The following is a 17,475-nucleotide window of genomic DNA, read 5'->3' as shown; positions in this document are numbered from 1 at the left end:
CCTCTAGTCCACCTCGCGGCGGGCCCGCCAGGCCTTGCGGGCCTCGGACGGCTTACCCTTGACGAGAGCCCCCGCGGCCAGGCCCGCCAGGAACGAGGCGGTCGGATGGGCCAGGATGATGTCGGCCACCCGCTCCTCGATGGGGGCCTTGCGCTCCTTGGCCTGCTGGTTGGACTGGGCCAGCGCCCAGATCGCCACCACCGCCGCCGCGATCGCCGCGACGATGGCGTGGGCCCAGGCCGCGCCGACCAGTGAGGCCAGGAAGGCGAACACCGCCATCGCGCCCGAAATCGCGGCTATCGCCGCCGCCATGACCAGACCTGCGCCGCGCACCAGGCGCGAAGTCAACCTGTCGATGAAATCGTCCACCATCGCCCTCTCCGTCGAACAGCCTCTTCGGCTAACGCGCGACACGGGGTTTGGTGTCAGCCAGCCGACTTAGAGCGGGTCGCCCAGCATATCCGCGACGGCCTCACCGATGGCCAGGCTGCTGGTCAGACCGGGGCTCTCGACGCCGAACAGCGCCACCAGGCCAGGCAGGCCGTGCGTGTCGGCGCCGCGCAGCTGGAAGTCGGGCTGGGGCTCGCCCGGGCCATGGATCTTGGGACGCACGCCGGCGTAGTCGGGCGTCAGCGCGCCGTCGGGCAGGCCCGGCCAGAACTTGCGGATATAGGCGGCGAAGGCCTCGGCCCGGTTCGGGTCCACCGAGTAGTCGGGCGCGGGCACGTACTCCAGATCGGGTCCGAACACCGCCTGGCCGCCCATGTCGTTGCGATAGTGGGTGCCCAGCGCCCCATGGATCGGCGGCGGATAGACCAGGCGCTGGAAAGGCGCCTTTCCGGTCAGCCGGAAATAGACGCCCTTGCCGAAGTGGGCCTTCGGGATCTGGTCCTTCGGAAAGCCGTCGATGCTGCCCGCCACGTCCTGGGCCGACAGCCCCGGCGCGGTGACCAGCAGGCGGCAGGTCAGGGTCGTCGGCTCGGCGCCGCCGGCCCGCACGGAAAAGCCGCCGGCCTCCAGAGGGGCCGCGCCCTCGAAAGGCGTTCCCAGCACCACCGCTCCGCCGGCGGCCTCGATCTCGCCGTGCAGGGCCAGCATGTAGTCATGGCTGGCGAAGACCCCGCTCTCGGGCGACAGCAGGGCGGCGTGGGCGTTGAGGCCGGGCTCCAGCGCCACGGCCTGGGCGCCGGACAACCGCTCCATGCCCTCGACGTCGTTGGCCAGGGCCTGGTCCCAGATGGCGTCGAGGCGGGCGATCTCGTCGTCGCTGGTGGCCACCACCAGCTTGCCGCACTTCTTGTAGGCCACCTTGTGGGCGTCGAGGAACGCGTAGAGCCGCCGCCGCCCCTGCACGCACAGGCGGGCTTTCAGCGAACCGGTCGGATAGTAGAGCCCGCCGTGGATCACCTCGGAATTGCGCGACGACACGCCCTGGCCGATGTGGCCCTGCGCCTCCAGCACCGCCACGACCAGTCCCCGCTGCGCCAGGGCGTAGCCGCAGGCCAGCCCCACGGCGCCCGCGCCCACCACCACGGCGTCGAAATCGAAGTCGGTCATTTGAACGCCACCGGCTTACGCGCCCCGTGCCGGACGCCGAGAATGAGAATGTCCCGCTCAAGGATGCGGTAGAGGATGATGTAGGTAGGAAGGGTCACGCCCCGAACGTTCGCGCCACAGGCTGGCTTCAGGCCATACCCTTCCGGTGCATTCGCGAGACTTTGACGGCGCTGCAGCAGGTGAGCGACGAAATCCGAAGCGGCGCGAGGTTGATCCGCCGCGAGATCGTCGCCGACGCCCTGGATATCCTTCGCGGCCGAAGCGCTCAGGCGAACAGGCCTCAAGCCCTATCGCCCCGGGCGGCCGCCATCTGTTCGTACCTGCTCTTCAGGGCATGAAGGAACTCGAAGGCGTCGACCTCGCCCATACCCGCGCTCGGATCAGCCTCGACCTCTTCGGCGAGCGCATTGAATGCGGCCTCTCCGCCCAGAAGATCGACCGCACGGAAATGCTCGAGTTCGAGCAACGCCGCCGTCACAGCCTCGTCCAGCGAAGCGAACTCCCCGGCCGCGACCCGCGCATCCAGCGCCTCGACGGCGCTGGCGGGCAGGTTCACGGAAACCAGATGGGCTTTCTGCAAAGGCCTGTTCATGGCTGGAAGCCTAGCACGAACCCCTGCCCGCGCCATCCGCTCGCAAGCTTGGCCATTGCCAAAGAGCGTGCGACGTGATCAGCCGGAGATTGTGTCCGGAGCCTCAATGTCCATGCGCGTCCTTGTCCTGTCCGCCATCGCCCTGCCCTTCGCCCTGCTGGGCGCAACCGCGCAGGCGCAAACGCCGGCCTATCATCGACTGACCGGCGACCAGGTCATCTGGAACCGCAAGCCCGAAGGCGGAGACATGGCGGCGGCCTATCCCCGCGCGGCCATGGACGCCGAGCGCGGCGGGGCGGCGGTGCTGGAATGCCTGCTCACCCCCAAGGGCGGCGTCGCCGACTGCGTGGTGCTGGCCGAATCCGAGCCCGCCTTCGGCGAGGCGTCGCTGAAGGTCGTGCGGAAGTTCGGCTTCGACCCGCGCAAGGCGCCCCCGGAAGCCCTGACCGGGGCCGTCGTGGCGATCCCGATCAGCTGGGGCGCGCCCAACGCCGTGGCCCCCTCGACCCTGGAATACGTCGCCGGCCGACGCGCCTATCTGATGACGCCGACCAAGGCCGGCGGGAAGATCGCCTGTGGGACCAAGGCCGCGCCCGACCAGCGCTGCGACCTGCACGACCTGTCCTGGGACAGGCAGCCCTATCTGGAAGACACCGCGCTCGCCGTGCGGAGCGTCGACGGCGGCCCTCCCGTCACCGGACTGATGTGCGCCACGCGCCCGGACCGCCAGCTGGACGGCTGCGAGCCCCTCGGCGAACCGACGGACGCGCAGCTGAACGCCATGGACCAGCTGGCCGGGATGTTCACCGCCAAGGCCAAAGCCGACGACAAGACCCCGCTGGCTCAAGGCCGGGTCATGCTGCGGTTCAACTGGCCGGTGCTGCGGCGGGCGGTCGACGCCAGCCGCCTCAGCCCGTCGACCAAGCCCTGAGCCCGAGGCCTCAGGCCGCTCCCTCCCACTGGCCCCACAGCCTGGTCGCCGTGACCTTGGCCTTCTCGACCGCCGCTTCCTTGACGTGGCCGTAGCCGCGGATCTCGGACGGAACCTGGGCCAGCTTCACCGCCAGGGCCTTGTTCTCCGGACGCAGGCCGGCGGTCAGGCGGTCCAGCGTGACCTCGTAGTCGGCGACCAGGCCGCGCTCCATCCTGCGCTCCTCGGTCTTGCCGAAGATGTCGAAGGCCCCGCCGCGCAGGCCCTTCATGCGGGCGATGGCCGGGAAGGCCAGGTCCAGCATCCAGCCGCCGAAGGCGATCTTCCTTGGCTTGCCGTCCTTGCCCTTGGGCGCGATCAGCGGCGGCGACAGCCAGACCTTGGCCTTGCCGCCCTTGAAGGTTCCGGCCAGTTCCTGGGCGAAGCGCCCGTCGGTATATAGGCGGGCGACCTCGTACTCGTCCTTGTAGGCCATCAGCCTGTAGAGGTTGGTCGCCGCCGCGCGGGTCAGCGGCAGCTCGGCCCCCTCCCCGACCACCGCGACCTCGGCATGCCGGACCTTGGCGATGCGCTCGGCGTAGCGGGCGGCATAGTGAGCGTCCTGGTAGGCGACCAGGTCCTCGACCCGGCGGGCGATCAGGGCGTCCAGCGGCTCGGTCTCGGGCGTGACGACCGCGACCGGCTTGTCGCCGGCCGCGGCCGGGTCGAAGGCGATCTGGCGGCCCAGCTCGAAGGCCTGCAGGTTGGCCTCGGCGTCCACGCCGTTCAGCTTGATGGCGCGATAGAGGGCGCGGCTGGAGACCGGGATCACCCCGCGCTGCCAGGCGAAGCCGACCATGATCATGTTGGCGTAGATGGCGTCGCCGAAGCGGGCCTCGGCCAGGCGCTGGGCCGGGCAGGCGTCGAAGGCCTTGGTGGCGGCCTTGACCCGGCGCGCCATCGCCCCGCCGTCGAACTTGACGTCGCGGCTGGTGACGAAGTCGGCCGTCGGCGCGAAGTCGCTGTTGCCGAAGGCCATGGTGCGGTCCTTGGCGTACAGCGCCAGGGCCTCGGGGCTGGCGGCCACCAGCAGGTCGCAGGCGATCAGCACGTCGGCGCTGGCGGCGGGCACGCGGCCGCCGACCACCGTCTCCTCGGTCTCGCCGATCTTGACGTGGCTGAACACCGAGCCGCCCTTCTGGGCCAGGCCCGTCATGTCGACCACGCTGCCGGCGCGGCCGTCGACGTGGGCGGCCATGGCCAGGATCGAGGCCACGGTCGTGACCCCGGTCCCGCCGACGCCGGTGAAGATGATGCGGCGAACGCCGTGGAACTCCTCGAACGCCGGCAGAGGCGTGGAGTCGGCCGAAAGCGGCGCGGGCTTGACCTTCTCCCCGGCCTTCTCGGCCCCTTCCAGGGTCACGAAAGACGGGCAGAAGCCCTCCAGGCACGAATAGTCCTGATTGCAGCTGGACTGGTTGATCTTGCGCTTGCGGCCGAAGGCGGTGTCGAGCGGCTCCACCGACACGCAGTTGGACTTCACCGAGCAGTCGCCGCAGCCTTCGCAGACCAGCGGATTGATGAAGACCTTCTGGGTGGCCTTGGCCATGGTCCCGCGCTTGCGGCGGCGGCGCTTCTCGGTGGCGCAGGTCTGGTCGTAGAGCAGCACCGTGGTCCCGGGCGTGTCGCGCAGGGCCTTCTGCACGGTCATCAGCTCGGATCGCGGGAACACCTCGACCCCGGGGGCCAGGTCGGCGACCCCGGCATAGCGTTCCAGCTCGTCGACGACGATGACCGTCTTGGTGACACCCTCGCTGGCCAGCTGGCGGGTGATCTGGGCCGGGGTGAAGCCGCTTTCGGCGCGCTGGCCGCCGGTCATGGCCACCGCGTCGTTGAACAGCAGCTTGTAGGTGATGTTGGCCCCGGCCGCGACGGCGGCCCGGATGGCCAGGGAACCCGAGTGGTTGTAGGTGCCGTCGCCCAGGTTCTGGAAGACGTGCTTCTCGGTGGTGAAGGGGGCGGCGCCCACCCAGGTCAGGCCCTCGCCGCCCATGTGGGTGTTGAGGTCGGTCGAGGGGTCGTTGAAGCCGGCCATGTAGTGGCAGCCGATGCCCGCCAGCGCCCGGCTGCCTTCCGGCAGCTTGGTCGAGGTGTTGTGCGGGCAGCCCGAGCAGAAGAACGGCTTGCGGGCCTGGTCCGAGGCCAGGCTGACCGCGGCGACGCCGGCGGCCGAGACGCGGTTCAGGTAGGCCCGCGCCCGTTCCATATGCGGTCCGTCGGGCAGGCGGTCATAGATGGCCAGGGCGATCTCGGCCACCGACAGCGAGCCCAGCTCAGACAGCAGCGGATGGCCCTTCTCGTCGGTCTTGCCGATGATGCGCGGGCGGGCCTGGGCGGGCAGGTCATAGAGCGCGGCTCGGGCCTGGGGCTCGATCAGGGCGCGCTTGTGCTCGATGACCATCAGGGTCTCGAGACCGGCGGCGAAGGCGCGCAGGCCCAGCGGCTCCAGCGGCCAGGGCATGCCCACCTTGTAGACCGAGACGCCCAGGTCGGCCGCCTCCTGCAGGCTCATGCCCATGGCCGAGAAGGCTTCCAGCACGTCCTTGTAGGCCTGGCCCTGGCAGACGATGCCCAGGCGGGCCTTGCCGACCTTCACGTGCGAGGCGCCCAGCACCACGCGGTCGATCTGGTTGGCGCGGGCGAAGGCCAGGGCGGCGGGGATCTTGTGGAGGCGGAGGCGGCGCTCCTTCTCCATCGGCTGGTCCTTCAGCCGGATGCCCAGCCCCCCGGGCGGCATGGCGAAATCAGGAATGACCGCCTGGTGGCGGCCCAGCGACACGTCGATGGTGACGCCCGAGTCCATCGTGTCGGCAAGGGCGATCAGGCCGGTCCACAGCCCCGAGAACCGCGACATGGCGATGCCCAGGATGCCGTAGTCCAGCACCTCCTGCACGTCGGCGGGCGACAGCACGGGGATCTCGAAGTCCTGGAAGGCGAACTCCGACTGCGACGGCAGGGTCGAGCTCTTGCAGGCGTGGTCGTCGCCGGCCACGGCCAGGACGCCGCCGGTGGGATAAGTCCCCGCGAAATTGGCGTGCTTGAAGACGTCGCCGGTGCGGTCGACGCCCGGCGCCTTGCCGTACCACATGCCAAAGACGCCATCGTGCGTCGCGCCGGGGAAGAGGTTGGCCTGCTGGCTGCCCCAGACCGCGGTGGCGGCGAGGTCCTCGTTCAGGCCTTCCTTGAAGACCACGTCGTGGGCGGTGAGCAGCTTGTTGATGCGGGCGGCCTGCTGGTCGAGGCCGCCGAGGGGCGAGCCGCGATAGCCCGACACGAAGCCGGCGGTGTTCAACCCAGCGAGTCGGTCCAGGCGCTTTCTATCGAGCAGCACACGGAGCAGCGCCTGCACGCCAGTGATGAAGGCGCGACCATCTTCGAGCACATATTTGTCGTCGAGCGTGACTTCCGAGTGCCGCATGGCAAAAATTTTCCTCCCGGGTCTTTTCGCCCGTAAGGCAATATCTTATAGAAGCGCGGAAATTGTTTGCCCAAGGCGTGCCCGACTCGGGCGGGCTTTGCGCAAGATCGACGCGTCAAACACCCTCTGGGGGGAGGAATTCTTGTCCGAACAACTCGACGCCGTGGATGCCAAGATCCTGGATCTCATCCAACACGACGCCGGACTGTCCGTCGCCGAGATCGCCGAGCGAGTCGGGCTGTCCTCCAGCCCGTGCTGGCGGCGCATCAAGCGGCTGGAAGACGCCGGCGTCATCCAGCGCCGCGTGACCATCCTGGACCGCGAAAAGCTGGGCCTGGGCTTCGAGGTCTATTGCACCGTGAAGCTGTCGCTGCCGACCAAGGAAAACCTCGAGACCTTCGAGCACGCGGTCGCCAAGTGGGCCGAGGTGGTGCAGTGCGCCACCGTGACCGGCGCGGCCGACTACGAGATGCGCATCGTCACCCGCGACATGCACGCCTTCGACGAGTTCCTGCGCGACAAGATCCTGTCGCTGGGCCTGGTGTCGAACATCGAGAGCCGTATCGTCATCCGCGGCGTCAAGAACTCGACCGCCGTGCCGCTGGGCCTGGTCAGCCCGTACGTCAGCCCGCTGAGCTGAGGCGCGTTCGTTCGAGGGCGGTGGGGGCCGCCCTCGACGAGACCCCTTGCATCCGAAGACGGACCGTCCTCTCCTAGGCGCAAGGTCGAGCCACATCGACCGGGAGGACACGCCCCATGGGCCAGCACGCCGACCAAGCCGGCGAACACCGCGCCGCGGGCGAGGAGCGCTATCGCACCTTCGCCGACTTCTATCCCTTCTATCTCTCCGAACACCTCAACCACACCAGCCGCCGGCTGCACGTCGTCGGCACGGGACTGGTCATCGTCAGCCTGGTGATGGGCTTCACGGTCAGCCCGTGGTTCTTCCTGGCCGCGCCGCTGGTCGGCTACGGCTTCGCCTGGGTCGGCCACTTCGTGTTCGAGAAGAACCGCCCGGCCACCTTCTCCTATCCGCTCTACAGCCTGATGGGCGATTTCCGGCTGTTCTTCGAAACCGTGGCGGCCCGCCGCCCCTGGTGACGGCGAAAACCGAGACGAGGCTTTCCGACTGGCGCCGCGCTTGCTGCTCAAGCTGGCAAGCGACCCAATTCGAGAAAGCCGCCGCCTCATGTTCCAGAAGAAGAAAGACGCCCCCGCCCCGCTGGCCCTGGAGCCGCTGGCGGCCGCTCCGACGCCCGCGCCGCTGGCCCAGGCCGCTCCGGCCCCGCCGCCGCGCCCCAAGCCCGCCTCGCTGATCGCCCAGGGCTTGACCATCCGCGGCGACGTGTCGGGCGACGGCGAGCTGCACCTGGACTGCGTGGTCCAGGGCGACATCAAGGTCGGCAAGCTGGTGCTGGGCCCCAACGGCCGCGTGGAAGGCTCGATCGCCGCCCAGGCCGTCGAGATCCACGGCAAGGTGATCGGGGCCGTCGCGGCCCGCCAGGTGCGCCTCTACGGCACGGCCAAGGTCGAGGGCGACATCGCCCACGAGCAGCTGGCCATGGAGAGCGGCGCCGACTTCCAGGGCCGCAGCGTCAAGTTCACGCGCCCCGCGCCGCAGCCGGCCCCTGCCCCGGCGCCCGCCGCCCAGGCTCCGGTCGCGCCCGCGACTTACGCGCCCGCCGTCGGCTGACCCCCTGGCAACCGGGCGGCGCGTCCGCGTATTGTTCGGACCGAGGCGCCTGACCGCGCCCCGCTTCTCGGGACAGTAGCCGATGACCAACGCCGCCCGCCTCGCCCTGCTGATCGCCGCCCTGTCGGCGGCGGCCGCCGGCTGTTCGCGCAACGACGACAAGGCGGCCGCCCCGGCGGCCGGCGCGAACACGCCCTCGGCCGAAAGCGAGGCGGCGCCCGCGGCCGGCGGCCCGCCCAGGCCGCTGCGCGCCGGCCTCTGGAAGACCACCGCCGGCACGCCCAGCGGCGAGCAGAGCACCACCCAATGCATCGGCGAGGGCCACGACCCCGCCGCCGAGGCCGCCAAGGCCGCCCCTTGCGGCCGGCCGCAGGTCACCCCGGTCATCGACGGCTTCACCCTCGAGCTGACCTGCCGCAAGGACGCCATCACCTACAGCCTGGCCGGCGTGGTGAAAGGCGACTTCCAGACCCGCACCACGACCGACCTGGAAATGAAGGTTCAGGCCTATGGCGCGTCAAAGACGATGCGGCTGCACAGCGAGAGCGTCTATGTCGGCCCCTGCGAGGCCAAGGGCGATCAGGGGCCGCCGCAGCCCAAGGAATAGGCGCCGAGCTTAGCCAAAATACCTTATGTGGCGCCCGCGCCACAAACTCGGAGCTTCGCGGAGAACGTCGCTTTTTTACAGGAACAGCAAGGCTTGTAGGTTCATTGTCATCGCATGGGGGTTCCGTGAGTTCGAGGAGCCGATGACAATGAGCGGTCCGCATCTGACCGTCGTGCCGGAAGAAACCGCCGGCGCCGAAGTCTACAACCTGACCCGCGGGCCGGAGACGACGGCCCAGCGCCTGCAACGCCTGCAACAAGAAGCCCGCCAGCTGGCCCGCGAAGAAGTCGAGGCCCTGGAACGGGACCTGATCGCGCTGGGCGAACGCGCCGAACAGATCGCCCACGGCGGCGAGGCCTATGCGGTCGGCCTTCGGGAGATGGCCTCGCGGCTGTCGTCCGACCTGCCGCAGAAGGCCCAGTCGCTGCGCGCCATCCTGGAACGCACGTCTCGCGACTGATCTCACAAAGCAAACGGCCCGGAAGCAGAACCTCCGGGCCGTCGAATATCTTTCAGACTGGTCAGCGCCGGGCTTAGAGGCCCGGCAGCTTGATCTTGCCCTGCTTGTCGCGGGTGATGATGATCGCGCCGCCGCCGGTCAGGGTCTTCAGGCGCGCCTCCTCGGCGGCCGCGTCGACCGGCACCGGGGCCGTGGCGCCGGCTTCCGCCGCCGTCACCGCGCCGGCGGTCTTGTCGTCTTTGCGCCAGAACATGACCTTCTTGGCGAAGCTCTCGTCCTTGTGGGCCAGGTCGCCGTTCTCGTCGTCGACGACGAAGCGGATCAGCGGGTCGGCCTTGTCGACGCCGGCCTTGGAAACCAGCAGCTTTTCGCCGTCGGTGCGGTTGGCGGCCAGGCTCTGGCCCAGCAGCGCCTGACGCGCGGCGCTTTCCGGCTGCAGTTCCTGCGGACGCGGCTCGCCAGGCGCCGGCGGACGCAGGCTATAGTCCGGCGGAACGACGAGCGGAGCCTTGGTGACGACGCGGAACTCGTCGGGGACCACCTTGCTCATGCCCAGGGCCTTCGAGGCCGACTGGCAGCCGGCCAGACCGGTGGCGGCCACGGCGGCCAGCACGCTCAGGGTCGCAACCCGGTTGAACTTCATGAACCCATGCTCCAGCGGCCGCCCCCGGGGCCGAAAATCGGACGCCCTCGATACGACATCCGAAGGCGGGCGCCAATGTCCTTCGAATTTGTGGCCTTGCTTGGGCGTTCAGCCCCGGTTTGGCCCCTATTCCGTCTGGTGCGACAGCTTCTTCTCTTCACCGATGAAACTGTCCAGCAACAGGAACGCCACCCCGACCGAGATGCCCGAGTCGGCGACGTTGAACACCCAGGGGAAATAGAGTCGCGACACGTCGATGAAGTCGACGACGTAGCCGTAGATCACCCGGTCGATCAGGTTGTTGCCGATCGCCCCGCCGATGATCATGCCCAGGCCCAGCGCCGTCAGCGGCCTCACCGCCTTGCGCGCCCAGACGCCCAAGCCAACCACCACCGCCGCCGAGAAGATCGTCAGCAGCCAGCGGCCCCACTCGGCGTGGTCGCGCAGCAGGCCAAAGCTCATGCCGTAGTTATGGACCATGGTCAGCTTGACCGGACCCAGCAGCGAGGCGCTGGAGCCCTGGGCCGAGCCCAGGAGGCCCAGCACCCAGAGCTTGGAGATCTGGTCGAGCACCACCGTGGCGACGGCGACGGCGTAGGCGGTCCAGCCCAGGCGGGTGATCTTCAAGTTTAGCTCCCAACTGAGCCCTCCCCCTCGATGGGGGAGGGTTGGGTGGGGGTGGCCGCGGGCCTCATAGGCTGAACCGCCGCGTCGCCCCCATCCCCGGCCCTCCCCCCATCGAGGGGGAAGGGGAATTAGTTTTGACGCGCCGCGTCCCAGAAGGCCACGGCGTCGGCGTCGCGAAGGCTAAGCTCCGGATAGCGGGGGTCGGTTCCCACTTCCGGCAGGATGCGCCATGAGCGGGCGCACTTCCTGCCTTCGGCCTTCACCGGATCCACCGACACGCCCTTGACCTCGTCGATCGTGAACGCGCCGCCCTCGCCGGCGACCAGGGTCGCGGCGCTGGTGCGGAACACTTCGGCGGCATCCAGGCCCTCGAACGCGGCCAGCAGTTCGGCGTCGGCGATGTGAACCACCGGCGCGGCCTCCAGCGCCGAACCGATGCGCTTTTCGCGGCGTTCGACTTCCAGGGCGCCGGTGACAATGCCGGTGACGGTCTCGACCTTGGCCCAGCGCGCGGCCTCGGCCTGGTTTTCCCACGCCGCCGGGGTCTGCGGGATCACCCGCAGGGCGACGGGGCCGGCCTCGGGGAAGCGGGTGACCCAGGCCTCTTCCATCGTGAAGCTGGCCAGCGGGGCCAGCCAGATGGTCAGGCGGTCGAACACGTAGTCCAGCACGGTGCGATAGGCGCGACGGCGCAGGGCCGTCGGCGCGTCGCAATAGAGGCTGTCCTTGCGGATGTCGAAGAACAGGGCCGAGAGGTCGCCCTGGCAGAAATCGACCAGCGGCCGGATCACGTCGCTGAAGCGATAGGACTCGTAGGCGGCCTTCACCTGGCCATCCAGCTCCCACAGGCGATGCAGGATGAACTTCTCCAGCGGCGGGAAGTCGGCATAGTCGGTGACGCGCTCTTCCTCGTCGAAGCCGGCCAGGGCGCCCAGCAGGTAGCGCATGGTGTTGCGCAGCTTGCGATAGGCGTCCGTGGTGGTGGCCAGGATCGTCTTGCCGATCCGCTGGTCTTCCGAATAGTCGACCATGGCCGCCCACAGCCGCAGGATCTCGGCGCCGGACTCCTTGGTGATCGCCTGGGGCTCGATCGTGTTGCCCTTGGACTTGGACATCTTCTCGCCGTTCTCGTCCATGGTGAAGCCATGGGTCAGGACGGCCTTGTAGGGCGCGCGGCCCCGGCTGCCGCAGCCTTCGAGAAGCGACGACTGGAACCAGCCGCGATGCTGGTCGGAGCCTTCCAGATAGAGGTCGGCCGGCCAGGCGCTGTCGTCGCGGCCCTCGATGGTGAAGGCGTGGGTGCAGCCGCTGTCGAACCAGACGTCGAGGATGTCGACGACCTTCTCGTACTGGGCCGGATCATGCACGCCCAGGAAGTCGGCGTCGGGACGGGTGAACCAGGCGTCGGCCCCGCCTTCCTTGATGGCCGCCAGGATGCGGGCGTTGACCTCGGCGTCGATCAGCGGATGGCCGGTGTGCTTGTCGACGAACATCGCCAGGGGCGTGCCCCAGTTGCGCTGGCGGCTGATCAGCCAGTCGGGACGGGTCTCGACCATCGCGCCGATGCGGTTGCGGCCGGCGTCGGGGTGGAAGGCGGTGTCGGCGATGGCCTGGACGGCCGTCTCGCGCAGGGTCTTGCCGCCCAGGGCCTCGACCTCGTGGTCCATGCGGATGAACCACTGCGGGGTGTTGCGGAAGATCACCGGGGCCTTGGAGCGCCAGCTGTGCGGATAGCTGTGCTCGACGCGGCCACGGGCCAGCAGGTTGCCGGCCTCGATCAGCTTGTCCATCACCGCGCCGTTGGCGGGACCGAACTTGCCGGTCTTCTTGCCCTCGGTCTCGATGACCTTGAGGCCGCCGAACAGCGGGACATGGGCGTAGTAGGCGCCGTCCGGGTCGACCGTGTCGGGGATCTCGCGATGACCGTGGGCCAGCCAGACCTGGTAGTCGTCGGCGCCGTGGCCGGGCGCGGTGTGCACGAAGCCCGTGCCGGCGTCGTCGGTGACGTGGTCGCCGGCCAGCAGCGGCACGGCGAAGCCATAGTGGCTGTCCAGGTCGGCCAGCGGGTGGGCCAGGACCATGCCCTCGCAGTCGACGCTTTCGACCTTTTCAAAGGCGGCGACCTTGGCGGCCTTGAAGACCTCCTCGGCCAGCTTCTCGGCCACGATCAGGCGATCGCCGACCTGGGACCAGGGCGCGAACTCGAGCCCTTCCTCCAGCGCCTTCACCTCGAAGACGGCGTAGGGGATGTCGGGGTTGTAGGAGACCGCGCGGTTGGCCGGGATGGTCCAGGGCGTGGTCGTCCAGATCACCAGCTTGGCGCCGACCGCGGCGTCCGAGCCCTCGACGACCGGGAACTTCACCCAGATCGTGGGCGAGACGTGGTCGTGGTACTCGATCTCGGCGTCGGCCAGCGCCGTACGCTCGACCGGGCTCCACATCACGGGCTTGGAGCCGCGATAGAGCTGGCCGCTCGACGCGAAGCGGTGGAATTCCTCGACGATCTTGGCTTCCGAGGTGAAGTCCATGGTGGCGTAGCGGTTCCACCAGTCGCCCAGCACGCCCAGGCGCTGGAATTCGACCTTCTGGGCCTCGATCCAGCCGGCGGCGTAGGCCCGGCATTCGCGACGGAACTCCTCGGCCGGAACCTCGTCCTTGCGGCGGCCCTGGCTGCGGAACTTCTCCTCGATCTTCCACTCGATCGGCAGGCCGTGGCAGTCCCAGCCCGGCACGTAGTCGACGTCGTAGCCCAGCGCGAAGCGCGAGCGGACCACGAAGTCCTTCAGGGTCTTGTTGAGCGCGTGGCCGATGTGGATCGCGCCGTTGGCGTAGGGCGGACCGTCGTGCAGCACGAACAGCGGCGCGCCGTCGGCCTGGCGCCTGGCGCGGACCGCGCCGTACAGCCCCTTGTCGGACAGGGCCGCCCAGCCCTCGAGGATCTCGGGCTCCTTCTTGGGCAGGCCCGCGCGCATCGGGAACGGCGTGTCGGGAAGAAAGACGGTTTCGCGGTAGTCGCGGGCGGGCGCGGCGTCGTCGGCCATGGGAAGGCTATCCAGCTCTGGAATGTCGGAAGAAGGCGGGTGGAACCCGGCGCGCGCTGGAGGTCTCGTCCGGCGGCGTCACGCCGGGCGGATAATTCGCGCGATCTTCCGAACGAAACTCATGGAGCGAGGGGATAGCAGAGCGACGTCCGCGCGCAAAGGGGAGCCTGACATGGAAACGGCCGCTCCAGTCGGAGCGGCCGTCCAGTCGGTGCGTGGTCCTCGTCCTTCGACAGGCTCAGGATGAGGACCAATTCAGATGCGGCGCTCAAACTTGAACCTCACCCTGAGCTTGTCGAAGGGCGAGGTTCACACCGCAGAAGATCAACCCAGCTTGGCCAGCTCTTCTTCGCTGATGTCGGCGCTGGAATAGACGTTCTGGACGTCGTCGTCCTCGTCCAGCGCATCCAGCAGCTTCATCAGGGTGGCGACGCTGTCGCCGGTGACTTCGTTCAGCAGCTTGGGCTTCCAGACGATCTTGGTCGAGGAGGCTTCGCCGAACTTGGCTTCCAGGGCCGACGACACCTCGTTGAGGTCCTCGAAGGCGGTGTAGACGGTGTGACCGCCGTCCTCGCCCATGTCGCTCTCGACGTCCTGGGCGCCGGCCTCGATGGCGGCTTCCATCATGTCGTCTTCGCTGGCCTTGGCGGCCGGATACTCGATCTGGCCCAGGCGGTCGAAGTTGAAGGTCACCGAGCCGGTGGCGCCCAGATTGCCGCCGTACTTGGAGAACAGCGAGCGGACGTTCGAGGCGGCGCGGTTCTTGTTGTCGGTCAGCACTTCGACGATGACGCCGACGCCGCCGGGACCCATGCCCTCGTAGCGGATCTCGGTGTAGTCGGCCGCGTCGCCCATCTGCGACTTCTTGATCGCGCGCTCGATGACGTCCTTGGGCAGGCTTTCGGCCTTGGCGTTGTTCACGGCCAGGCGCAGGCGCGGGTTCATGGCCGGGTCGGGCAGGCCCGTCTTGGCCGCCACGGTGATTTCACGCGACAGCTTGGAGAACAGCTTGGAGCGCGCGGCGTCGGCGCGGCCCTTGCGGTGCATGATGTTCTTGAATTTCGAGTGGCCGGCCATTCGGAGGCTCTTCTCTGATCTGACGATGGAATGGGTTGGCGGCGCTTCTACCGCCAGGAAGCGTGTCTTGTCACCCCAGGGGGCGCTCGCGACCCGCCCATTCCATCGCCGGACGCAGGATCAGGCGACCTTCAGCTCCACCACCACGTTGCCGCGGGTGGCCTTGGAATAAGGGCACACCTGGTGGGCCTTGTGCAGCAGGTCCTCGGCCACCGCGCGGTCGATCTCGGGGGCGTTCAGCGTCAGGCGCACGCCGATGTGGAAGCTGACGTCGTCCTTGATCAGATCCACTTCGCTGTCGAGGCTGTGCTCGCCCAGCTTGACGCTCTGGCTGCGGGCCACCAGCCCGAGCGCGCCGAGGAAGCAGGCCGCATAGCCCGCCGCGAACAGCTGCTCGGGATTGGTCCCCTGCCCGTCGCCGCCCATCGACTTGGGATAGCCCAGCTTGACGTCCAGGTGGCCGTCGTCGGTCGTGGCGGTTCCCTGGCGTCCGCCCACGGCGTGGGCCTTGGCGGTGTAGACGGCGGCGTCGGTCATGGAGGGCTCCTGTGCTTGCCTCGAAGGGAGGTTGGGCCCGGGATCGTGACGGATGCAAGCGGGAGCGGATTGAAGCTTTTTATCCCTCTCCCGGAGGCGAGAGGGTTTTACACTTCCGGCACGCTCTGCTTCAGCCGCCCGCCGACCCGGATCGGTTCGACGCGGACCGCCAGGCCCGTGCGGTCGTCGGTCTCGACGAACACGCCGCAGACCGTGGCCGGGCCGCTGGCGGGTTGGTAGCGGCCGCCGCTGATCTTGGTGGTGAAGCGCCGCAGGGGCTCTTCCTTCTGGTTGCCGATGACGCTGTCGTAGTCGGCGCAGGCGCCGGCGTCGGTCTGGTAGGCGGTGCCGCCGGTCAGGATCTGGCAGTCGGCGGTCGGCACGTGGGTGTGGGTGCCCACCACCAGGCTGGCGCGGCCGTCGCAATAGTGGCCCATGGCCATCTTCTCGGACGTGGCCTCGCAGTGCATGTCGACGATCACCGCGTCGGCGACCTGACCCAGCGGCGCCTTGTCGAGCTCGCGGTCGGCGGCGGCGAACGGGTCGTCCATGGCGTCCATGTGCACCCGGCCCAGCAGGTTGACGACGAAGACCGTCTTTCCTGAGTCCGTCTGGAAGAGGTGGCTGCCGCGCCCCGGGGCGTCGGACAGGATCGGGTAGTTGGCCGGACGGATCAGGCGCGGTTCGCGCACGATGTAGGTCAGGGCCTCGCGCTGGTCCCAGCTGTGATTGCCCAGGGTCAGGCAGTCGGCCCCGGCGTCGAACAGCTCGCGGGCGGTGTTCTCGGTGATGCCGAAGCCGGCGGCGGCGTTCTCGGCGTTGATAATGACGAACTCGAGGCCAAGCTGGCGACGGAGGCCCGGCAGGTGGTCGGCCAGGCCGTCGCGGCCCGACTTGCCGACGACGTCGCCGAAGAAAGCAAAACGCATGATCGATCAGTCCTTTCGGACCTCGATATACTCGTTTTCGGTAAGAATGGCGTCCAATCGTTGATCGTGCCGTTCGTCGGGCAGATTGTGGGTTTCCTGGCCGTGATAGGCCAGCCCCAGGACGAAGGCCTCCTTGCGCTCGCGCAGGGCCTCGAGCGCCCGGTCGTAATAGCCCCCGCCCTGCCCCAGGCGTCGGCCCTCGCGGTCCCAGCCCAGCAGCGGCGTCACCACCAGGTCGGGCTGGACGATGGGGTTGTCGGCGACCGGCGCGACAAGGCCGATGGCGTCGCGCGCCAGCGGCTCGCCCGGCGTCCAGGCGCGGAACACCATGTGGCCGCCCTTGCCGCGCGGATCGGCGCCCTCGACGCTGGGGAGGGCCAGGCTCCAGCCCTCGCCGGCCAGCCAGTCGGCCAGGGCGCGGGCGGAAACCTCCGAACCCAGGCCGTGATAGAGCGCGGCGACCTTGCCTTTCGGATCCGGAAAGCGCGCCGACAGCGGCTCGCGCGCCACGTCCACCGCCATCCAGTCGGCTTCGGGATGTTCGAGGGCCAGCTGCTTGCGGCGATTGCGCACGAAGACGCGCAGGGCGGTCTTGGCGGCGGCGGGGTCGGCGATGGTCATCGCGACCTTCTAGCCCGCAAAGGGTGATGAAGGGAAAGGGTGGCGGCGCCGCGAAGAACCGTGAAGACGTTTCAATCCACTCGAACCTGTTAGTTACAGGTGGGCCCCGTGTTCCCGCAGCCACGGCCACGGGAGGGAACAGGTCCCGATAGAGAGATTAAGGTCCCTGGGAATAGAAATCTTCGACGAGAGCCGCAGCACGACCCGCCGTGGAGCAATATAGGGCGTCGGGTCGGCCGGCGATAGGGGCTCCGTATCCGGCGCGTTGTCGCGGCTGTTGATACCCCCTCGGTCGCTTCGCGACAGCTCTCCCAAAGGGGGAGCATCTTGCCCCCTCAGATCCTCCCCTTTGGGGGAGGCAGCCCGGAGGGGGGTCAGCCCGCCGCCAGCTTCTCGATGCGCTCGGCCGCGGCGTCGATGGCCTTGATGGCGCGGATTTCGACGCGGGTCTGTTCGTTCTGCAGGCGGGCCAGTTCCGACTGGTTGTGAGCCAGGCGCAGCTTCAGGTCCGACAGCTCGTCGGCCAGCAGCAGGGCGCCCATCAGGAACAGGCGCGTCTCGCCCAGTTGACCGACTTCCTGGCTGACCTGGCGGACCTGGCGATCGAACAGGCGCGCGATCTCCAGGAGGTGGGCCTCCTGGCCGTCTTCGCAGCCGACGCTGTAGGGGCGGCCGTTCACGTGGATGGTCAATTGCGCCATGG

The 17,475-nt window shown here is 68.8% G+C and carries 19 protein-coding genes and 1 other RNA gene; 6 read left to right on the top strand and 14 right to left on the bottom strand.

Features of this window, described 5'->3' with window-relative positions:
• Positions 1 to 3: 3 nt before the first annotated feature.
• From V6S85_RS07430 to V6S85_RS07415, 4 genes are all read right to left on the bottom strand, one after another.
• Positions 4 to 372, bottom strand: coding sequence for a hypothetical protein (locus tag V6S85_RS07430; protein ID WP_101719401.1), 369 nt, complete (start codon positions 370 to 372; stop codon positions 4 to 6).
• A gap of 66 nt (positions 373 to 438) precedes the next feature.
• Positions 439 to 1,557, bottom strand: a complete 1,119-nt coding sequence (locus V6S85_RS07425; protein WP_334348534.1) for an NAD(P)/FAD-dependent oxidoreductase — start codon at positions 1,555 to 1,557, stop codon at positions 439 to 441.
• On the bottom strand, positions 1,554 to 1,841 hold the full coding sequence (locus V6S85_RS07420) for a type II toxin-antitoxin system RelE/ParE family toxin (protein ID WP_334348533.1): 288 nt from the start codon (positions 1,839 to 1,841) through the stop codon (positions 1,554 to 1,556). The genes V6S85_RS07425 and V6S85_RS07420 overlap by 4 nt, the downstream gene beginning before the upstream one ends.
• Entirely contained in the window at positions 1,838 to 2,149 is a 312-nt protein-coding gene (locus V6S85_RS07415; protein WP_334348532.1) for a hypothetical protein, read from the bottom strand. Before V6S85_RS07415 ends, V6S85_RS07420 begins: the two co-directional genes overlap by 4 nt.
• 112 nt (positions 2,150 to 2,261) lie before the next feature.
• Here V6S85_RS07415 and V6S85_RS07410 point away from each other — a divergent pair, with 112 nt between their 5' ends.
• Positions 2,262 to 3,080, top strand: coding sequence for a TonB family protein (locus tag V6S85_RS07410; protein ID WP_334348531.1), 819 nt, complete (start codon positions 2,262 to 2,264; stop codon positions 3,078 to 3,080).
• 10 nt (positions 3,081 to 3,090) lie between these two features.
• Here the strand turns inward: V6S85_RS07410 and V6S85_RS07405 are convergent, their stop codons facing one another.
• Complete coding sequence (locus V6S85_RS07405) at positions 3,091 to 6,537, bottom strand: indolepyruvate ferredoxin oxidoreductase family protein (RefSeq protein ID WP_334348530.1); 3,447 nt, start codon at positions 6,535 to 6,537, stop codon at positions 3,091 to 3,093.
• Positions 6,538 to 6,679: 142 nt separating this feature from the next.
• Here V6S85_RS07405 and V6S85_RS07400 point away from each other — a divergent pair, with 142 nt between their 5' ends.
• From V6S85_RS07400 to V6S85_RS07380, 5 genes are all read left to right on the top strand, one after another.
• Complete coding sequence (locus V6S85_RS07400; RefSeq protein WP_116490685.1) at positions 6,680 to 7,177, top strand: Lrp/AsnC family transcriptional regulator; 498 nt, start codon at positions 6,680 to 6,682, stop codon at positions 7,175 to 7,177.
• A 116-nt stretch (positions 7,178 to 7,293) separates the two neighbouring features.
• Entirely contained in the window at positions 7,294 to 7,638 is a 345-nt protein-coding gene (locus V6S85_RS07395; RefSeq protein ID WP_334348529.1) for an Mpo1-like protein, read from the top strand.
• Positions 7,639 to 7,726: 88 nt separating this feature from the next.
• A complete protein-coding gene (locus V6S85_RS07390; RefSeq protein ID WP_116567894.1) occupies positions 7,727 to 8,230 on the top strand; it encodes a bactofilin family protein in 504 nt (167 codons plus the stop codon).
• A gap of 82 nt (positions 8,231 to 8,312) precedes the next feature.
• Positions 8,313 to 8,837, top strand: a complete 525-nt coding sequence (locus tag V6S85_RS07385) for a DUF3617 family protein (RefSeq protein WP_334348528.1) — start codon at positions 8,313 to 8,315, stop codon at positions 8,835 to 8,837.
• Between the two features lie 148 nt (positions 8,838 to 8,985).
• Entirely contained in the window at positions 8,986 to 9,297 is a 312-nt protein-coding gene (locus V6S85_RS07380; protein WP_116567898.1) for a hypothetical protein, read from the top strand.
• Between the two features lie 73 nt (positions 9,298 to 9,370).
• Here V6S85_RS07380 and V6S85_RS07375 read toward each other — a convergent pair whose 3' ends face one another.
• From V6S85_RS07375 to V6S85_RS07335, 9 genes are all read right to left on the bottom strand, one after another.
• Entirely contained in the window at positions 9,371 to 9,940 is a 570-nt protein-coding gene (locus V6S85_RS07375; protein WP_116567900.1) for a DUF3035 domain-containing protein, read from the bottom strand.
• 126 nt (positions 9,941 to 10,066) lie between these two features.
• A complete protein-coding gene (gene lspA / locus V6S85_RS07370; protein WP_116567902.1) occupies positions 10,067 to 10,567 on the bottom strand; it encodes a signal peptidase II in 501 nt (166 codons plus the stop codon).
• A gap of 128 nt (positions 10,568 to 10,695) precedes the next feature.
• Positions 10,696 to 13,608, bottom strand: coding sequence for an isoleucine--tRNA ligase (gene ileS, locus V6S85_RS07365; protein ID WP_334348527.1), 2,913 nt, complete (start codon positions 13,606 to 13,608; stop codon positions 10,696 to 10,698).
• A gap of 324 nt (positions 13,609 to 13,932) precedes the next feature.
• Positions 13,933 to 14,685 carry a YebC/PmpR family DNA-binding transcriptional regulator gene (locus tag V6S85_RS07360; RefSeq protein WP_101719412.1) on the bottom strand — a complete coding sequence of 251 codons (753 nt, stop codon included), beginning with the start codon at positions 14,683 to 14,685 and terminating at the stop codon, positions 13,933 to 13,935.
• Positions 14,686 to 14,805: 120 nt separating this feature from the next.
• A complete protein-coding gene (locus tag V6S85_RS07355) occupies positions 14,806 to 15,222 on the bottom strand; it encodes an organic hydroperoxide resistance protein (protein WP_334348526.1) in 417 nt (138 codons plus the stop codon).
• Between the two features lie 107 nt (positions 15,223 to 15,329).
• Positions 15,330 to 16,151, bottom strand: coding sequence for a TIGR00282 family metallophosphoesterase (locus tag V6S85_RS07350; RefSeq protein WP_101719415.1), 822 nt, complete (start codon positions 16,149 to 16,151; stop codon positions 15,330 to 15,332).
• Positions 16,152 to 16,157: 6 nt separating this feature from the next.
• A complete protein-coding gene (locus V6S85_RS07345; protein ID WP_116567908.1) occupies positions 16,158 to 16,772 on the bottom strand; it encodes a 5-formyltetrahydrofolate cyclo-ligase in 615 nt (204 codons plus the stop codon).
• Between the two features lie 41 nt (positions 16,773 to 16,813).
• A non-coding RNA gene (gene ssrS, locus V6S85_RS07340) (6S RNA) lies at positions 16,814 to 16,976 on the bottom strand.
• Positions 16,977 to 17,146: 170 nt separating this feature from the next.
• Positions 17,147 to 17,473, bottom strand: a complete 327-nt coding sequence (locus V6S85_RS07335; RefSeq protein ID WP_058348093.1) for a cell division protein ZapA — start codon at positions 17,471 to 17,473, stop codon at positions 17,147 to 17,149.
• Positions 17,474 to 17,475: the final 2 nt, after the last annotated feature.

Origin of the sequence: Caulobacter sp. CCNWLW153, assembly GCF_036889365.1 — a bacterium.
GTDB lineage: Bacteria > Pseudomonadota > Alphaproteobacteria > Caulobacterales > Caulobacteraceae > Caulobacter > Caulobacter radicis.
Note: the sequence above shows the minus strand (reverse complement) of the source record. Positions and strands in the feature narration are given on the sequence as shown.

Bases quoted from the DNA above. Each gene is read 5' to 3' on its own strand.
- V6S85_RS07430 (WP_101719401.1), bottom strand. From the start codon at position 372: ATGGTGGACGATTTCATCGACAGGTTGACTTCGCGCCTGGTGCGCGGC.
- V6S85_RS07355 (WP_334348526.1), bottom strand. From the start codon at position 15,222: ATGACCGACGCCGCCGTCTACACCGCCAAGGCCCACGCCGTGGGCGGA.
- V6S85_RS07335 (WP_058348093.1), bottom strand. From the start codon at position 17,473: ATGGCGCAATTGACCATCCACGTGAACGGCCGCCCCTACAGCGTCGGC.
- V6S85_RS07405 (WP_334348530.1), bottom strand. From the start codon at position 6,537: ATGCGGCACTCGGAAGTCACGCTCGACGACAAATATGTGCTCGAAGAT.
- V6S85_RS07390 (WP_116567894.1), top strand. From the start codon at position 7,727: ATGTTCCAGAAGAAGAAAGACGCCCCCGCCCCGCTGGCCCTGGAGCCG.
- V6S85_RS07425 (WP_334348534.1), bottom strand. From the start codon at position 1,557: ATGACCGACTTCGATTTCGACGCCGTGGTGGTGGGCGCGGGCGCCGTG.
- V6S85_RS07345 (WP_116567908.1), bottom strand. From the start codon at position 16,772: ATGACCATCGCCGACCCCGCCGCCGCCAAGACCGCCCTGCGCGTCTTC.
- V6S85_RS07385 (WP_334348528.1), top strand. From the start codon at position 8,313: ATGACCAACGCCGCCCGCCTCGCCCTGCTGATCGCCGCCCTGTCGGCG.
- V6S85_RS07380 (WP_116567898.1), top strand. From the start codon at position 8,986: ATGAGCGGTCCGCATCTGACCGTCGTGCCGGAAGAAACCGCCGGCGCC.
- V6S85_RS07350 (WP_101719415.1), bottom strand. From the start codon at position 16,151: ATGCGTTTTGCTTTCTTCGGCGACGTCGTCGGCAAGTCGGGCCGCGAC.
- V6S85_RS07395 (WP_334348529.1), top strand. From the start codon at position 7,294: ATGGGCCAGCACGCCGACCAAGCCGGCGAACACCGCGCCGCGGGCGAG.
- V6S85_RS07375 (WP_116567900.1), bottom strand. From the start codon at position 9,940: ATGAAGTTCAACCGGGTTGCGACCCTGAGCGTGCTGGCCGCCGTGGCC.
- V6S85_RS07410 (WP_334348531.1), top strand. From the start codon at position 2,262: ATGCGCGTCCTTGTCCTGTCCGCCATCGCCCTGCCCTTCGCCCTGCTG.
- V6S85_RS07360 (WP_101719412.1), bottom strand. From the start codon at position 14,685: ATGGCCGGCCACTCGAAATTCAAGAACATCATGCACCGCAAGGGCCGC.
- V6S85_RS07415 (WP_334348532.1), bottom strand. From the start codon at position 2,149: ATGAACAGGCCTTTGCAGAAAGCCCATCTGGTTTCCGTGAACCTGCCC.
- ileS (WP_334348527.1), bottom strand. From the start codon at position 13,608: ATGGCCGACGACGCCGCGCCCGCCCGCGACTACCGCGAAACCGTCTTT.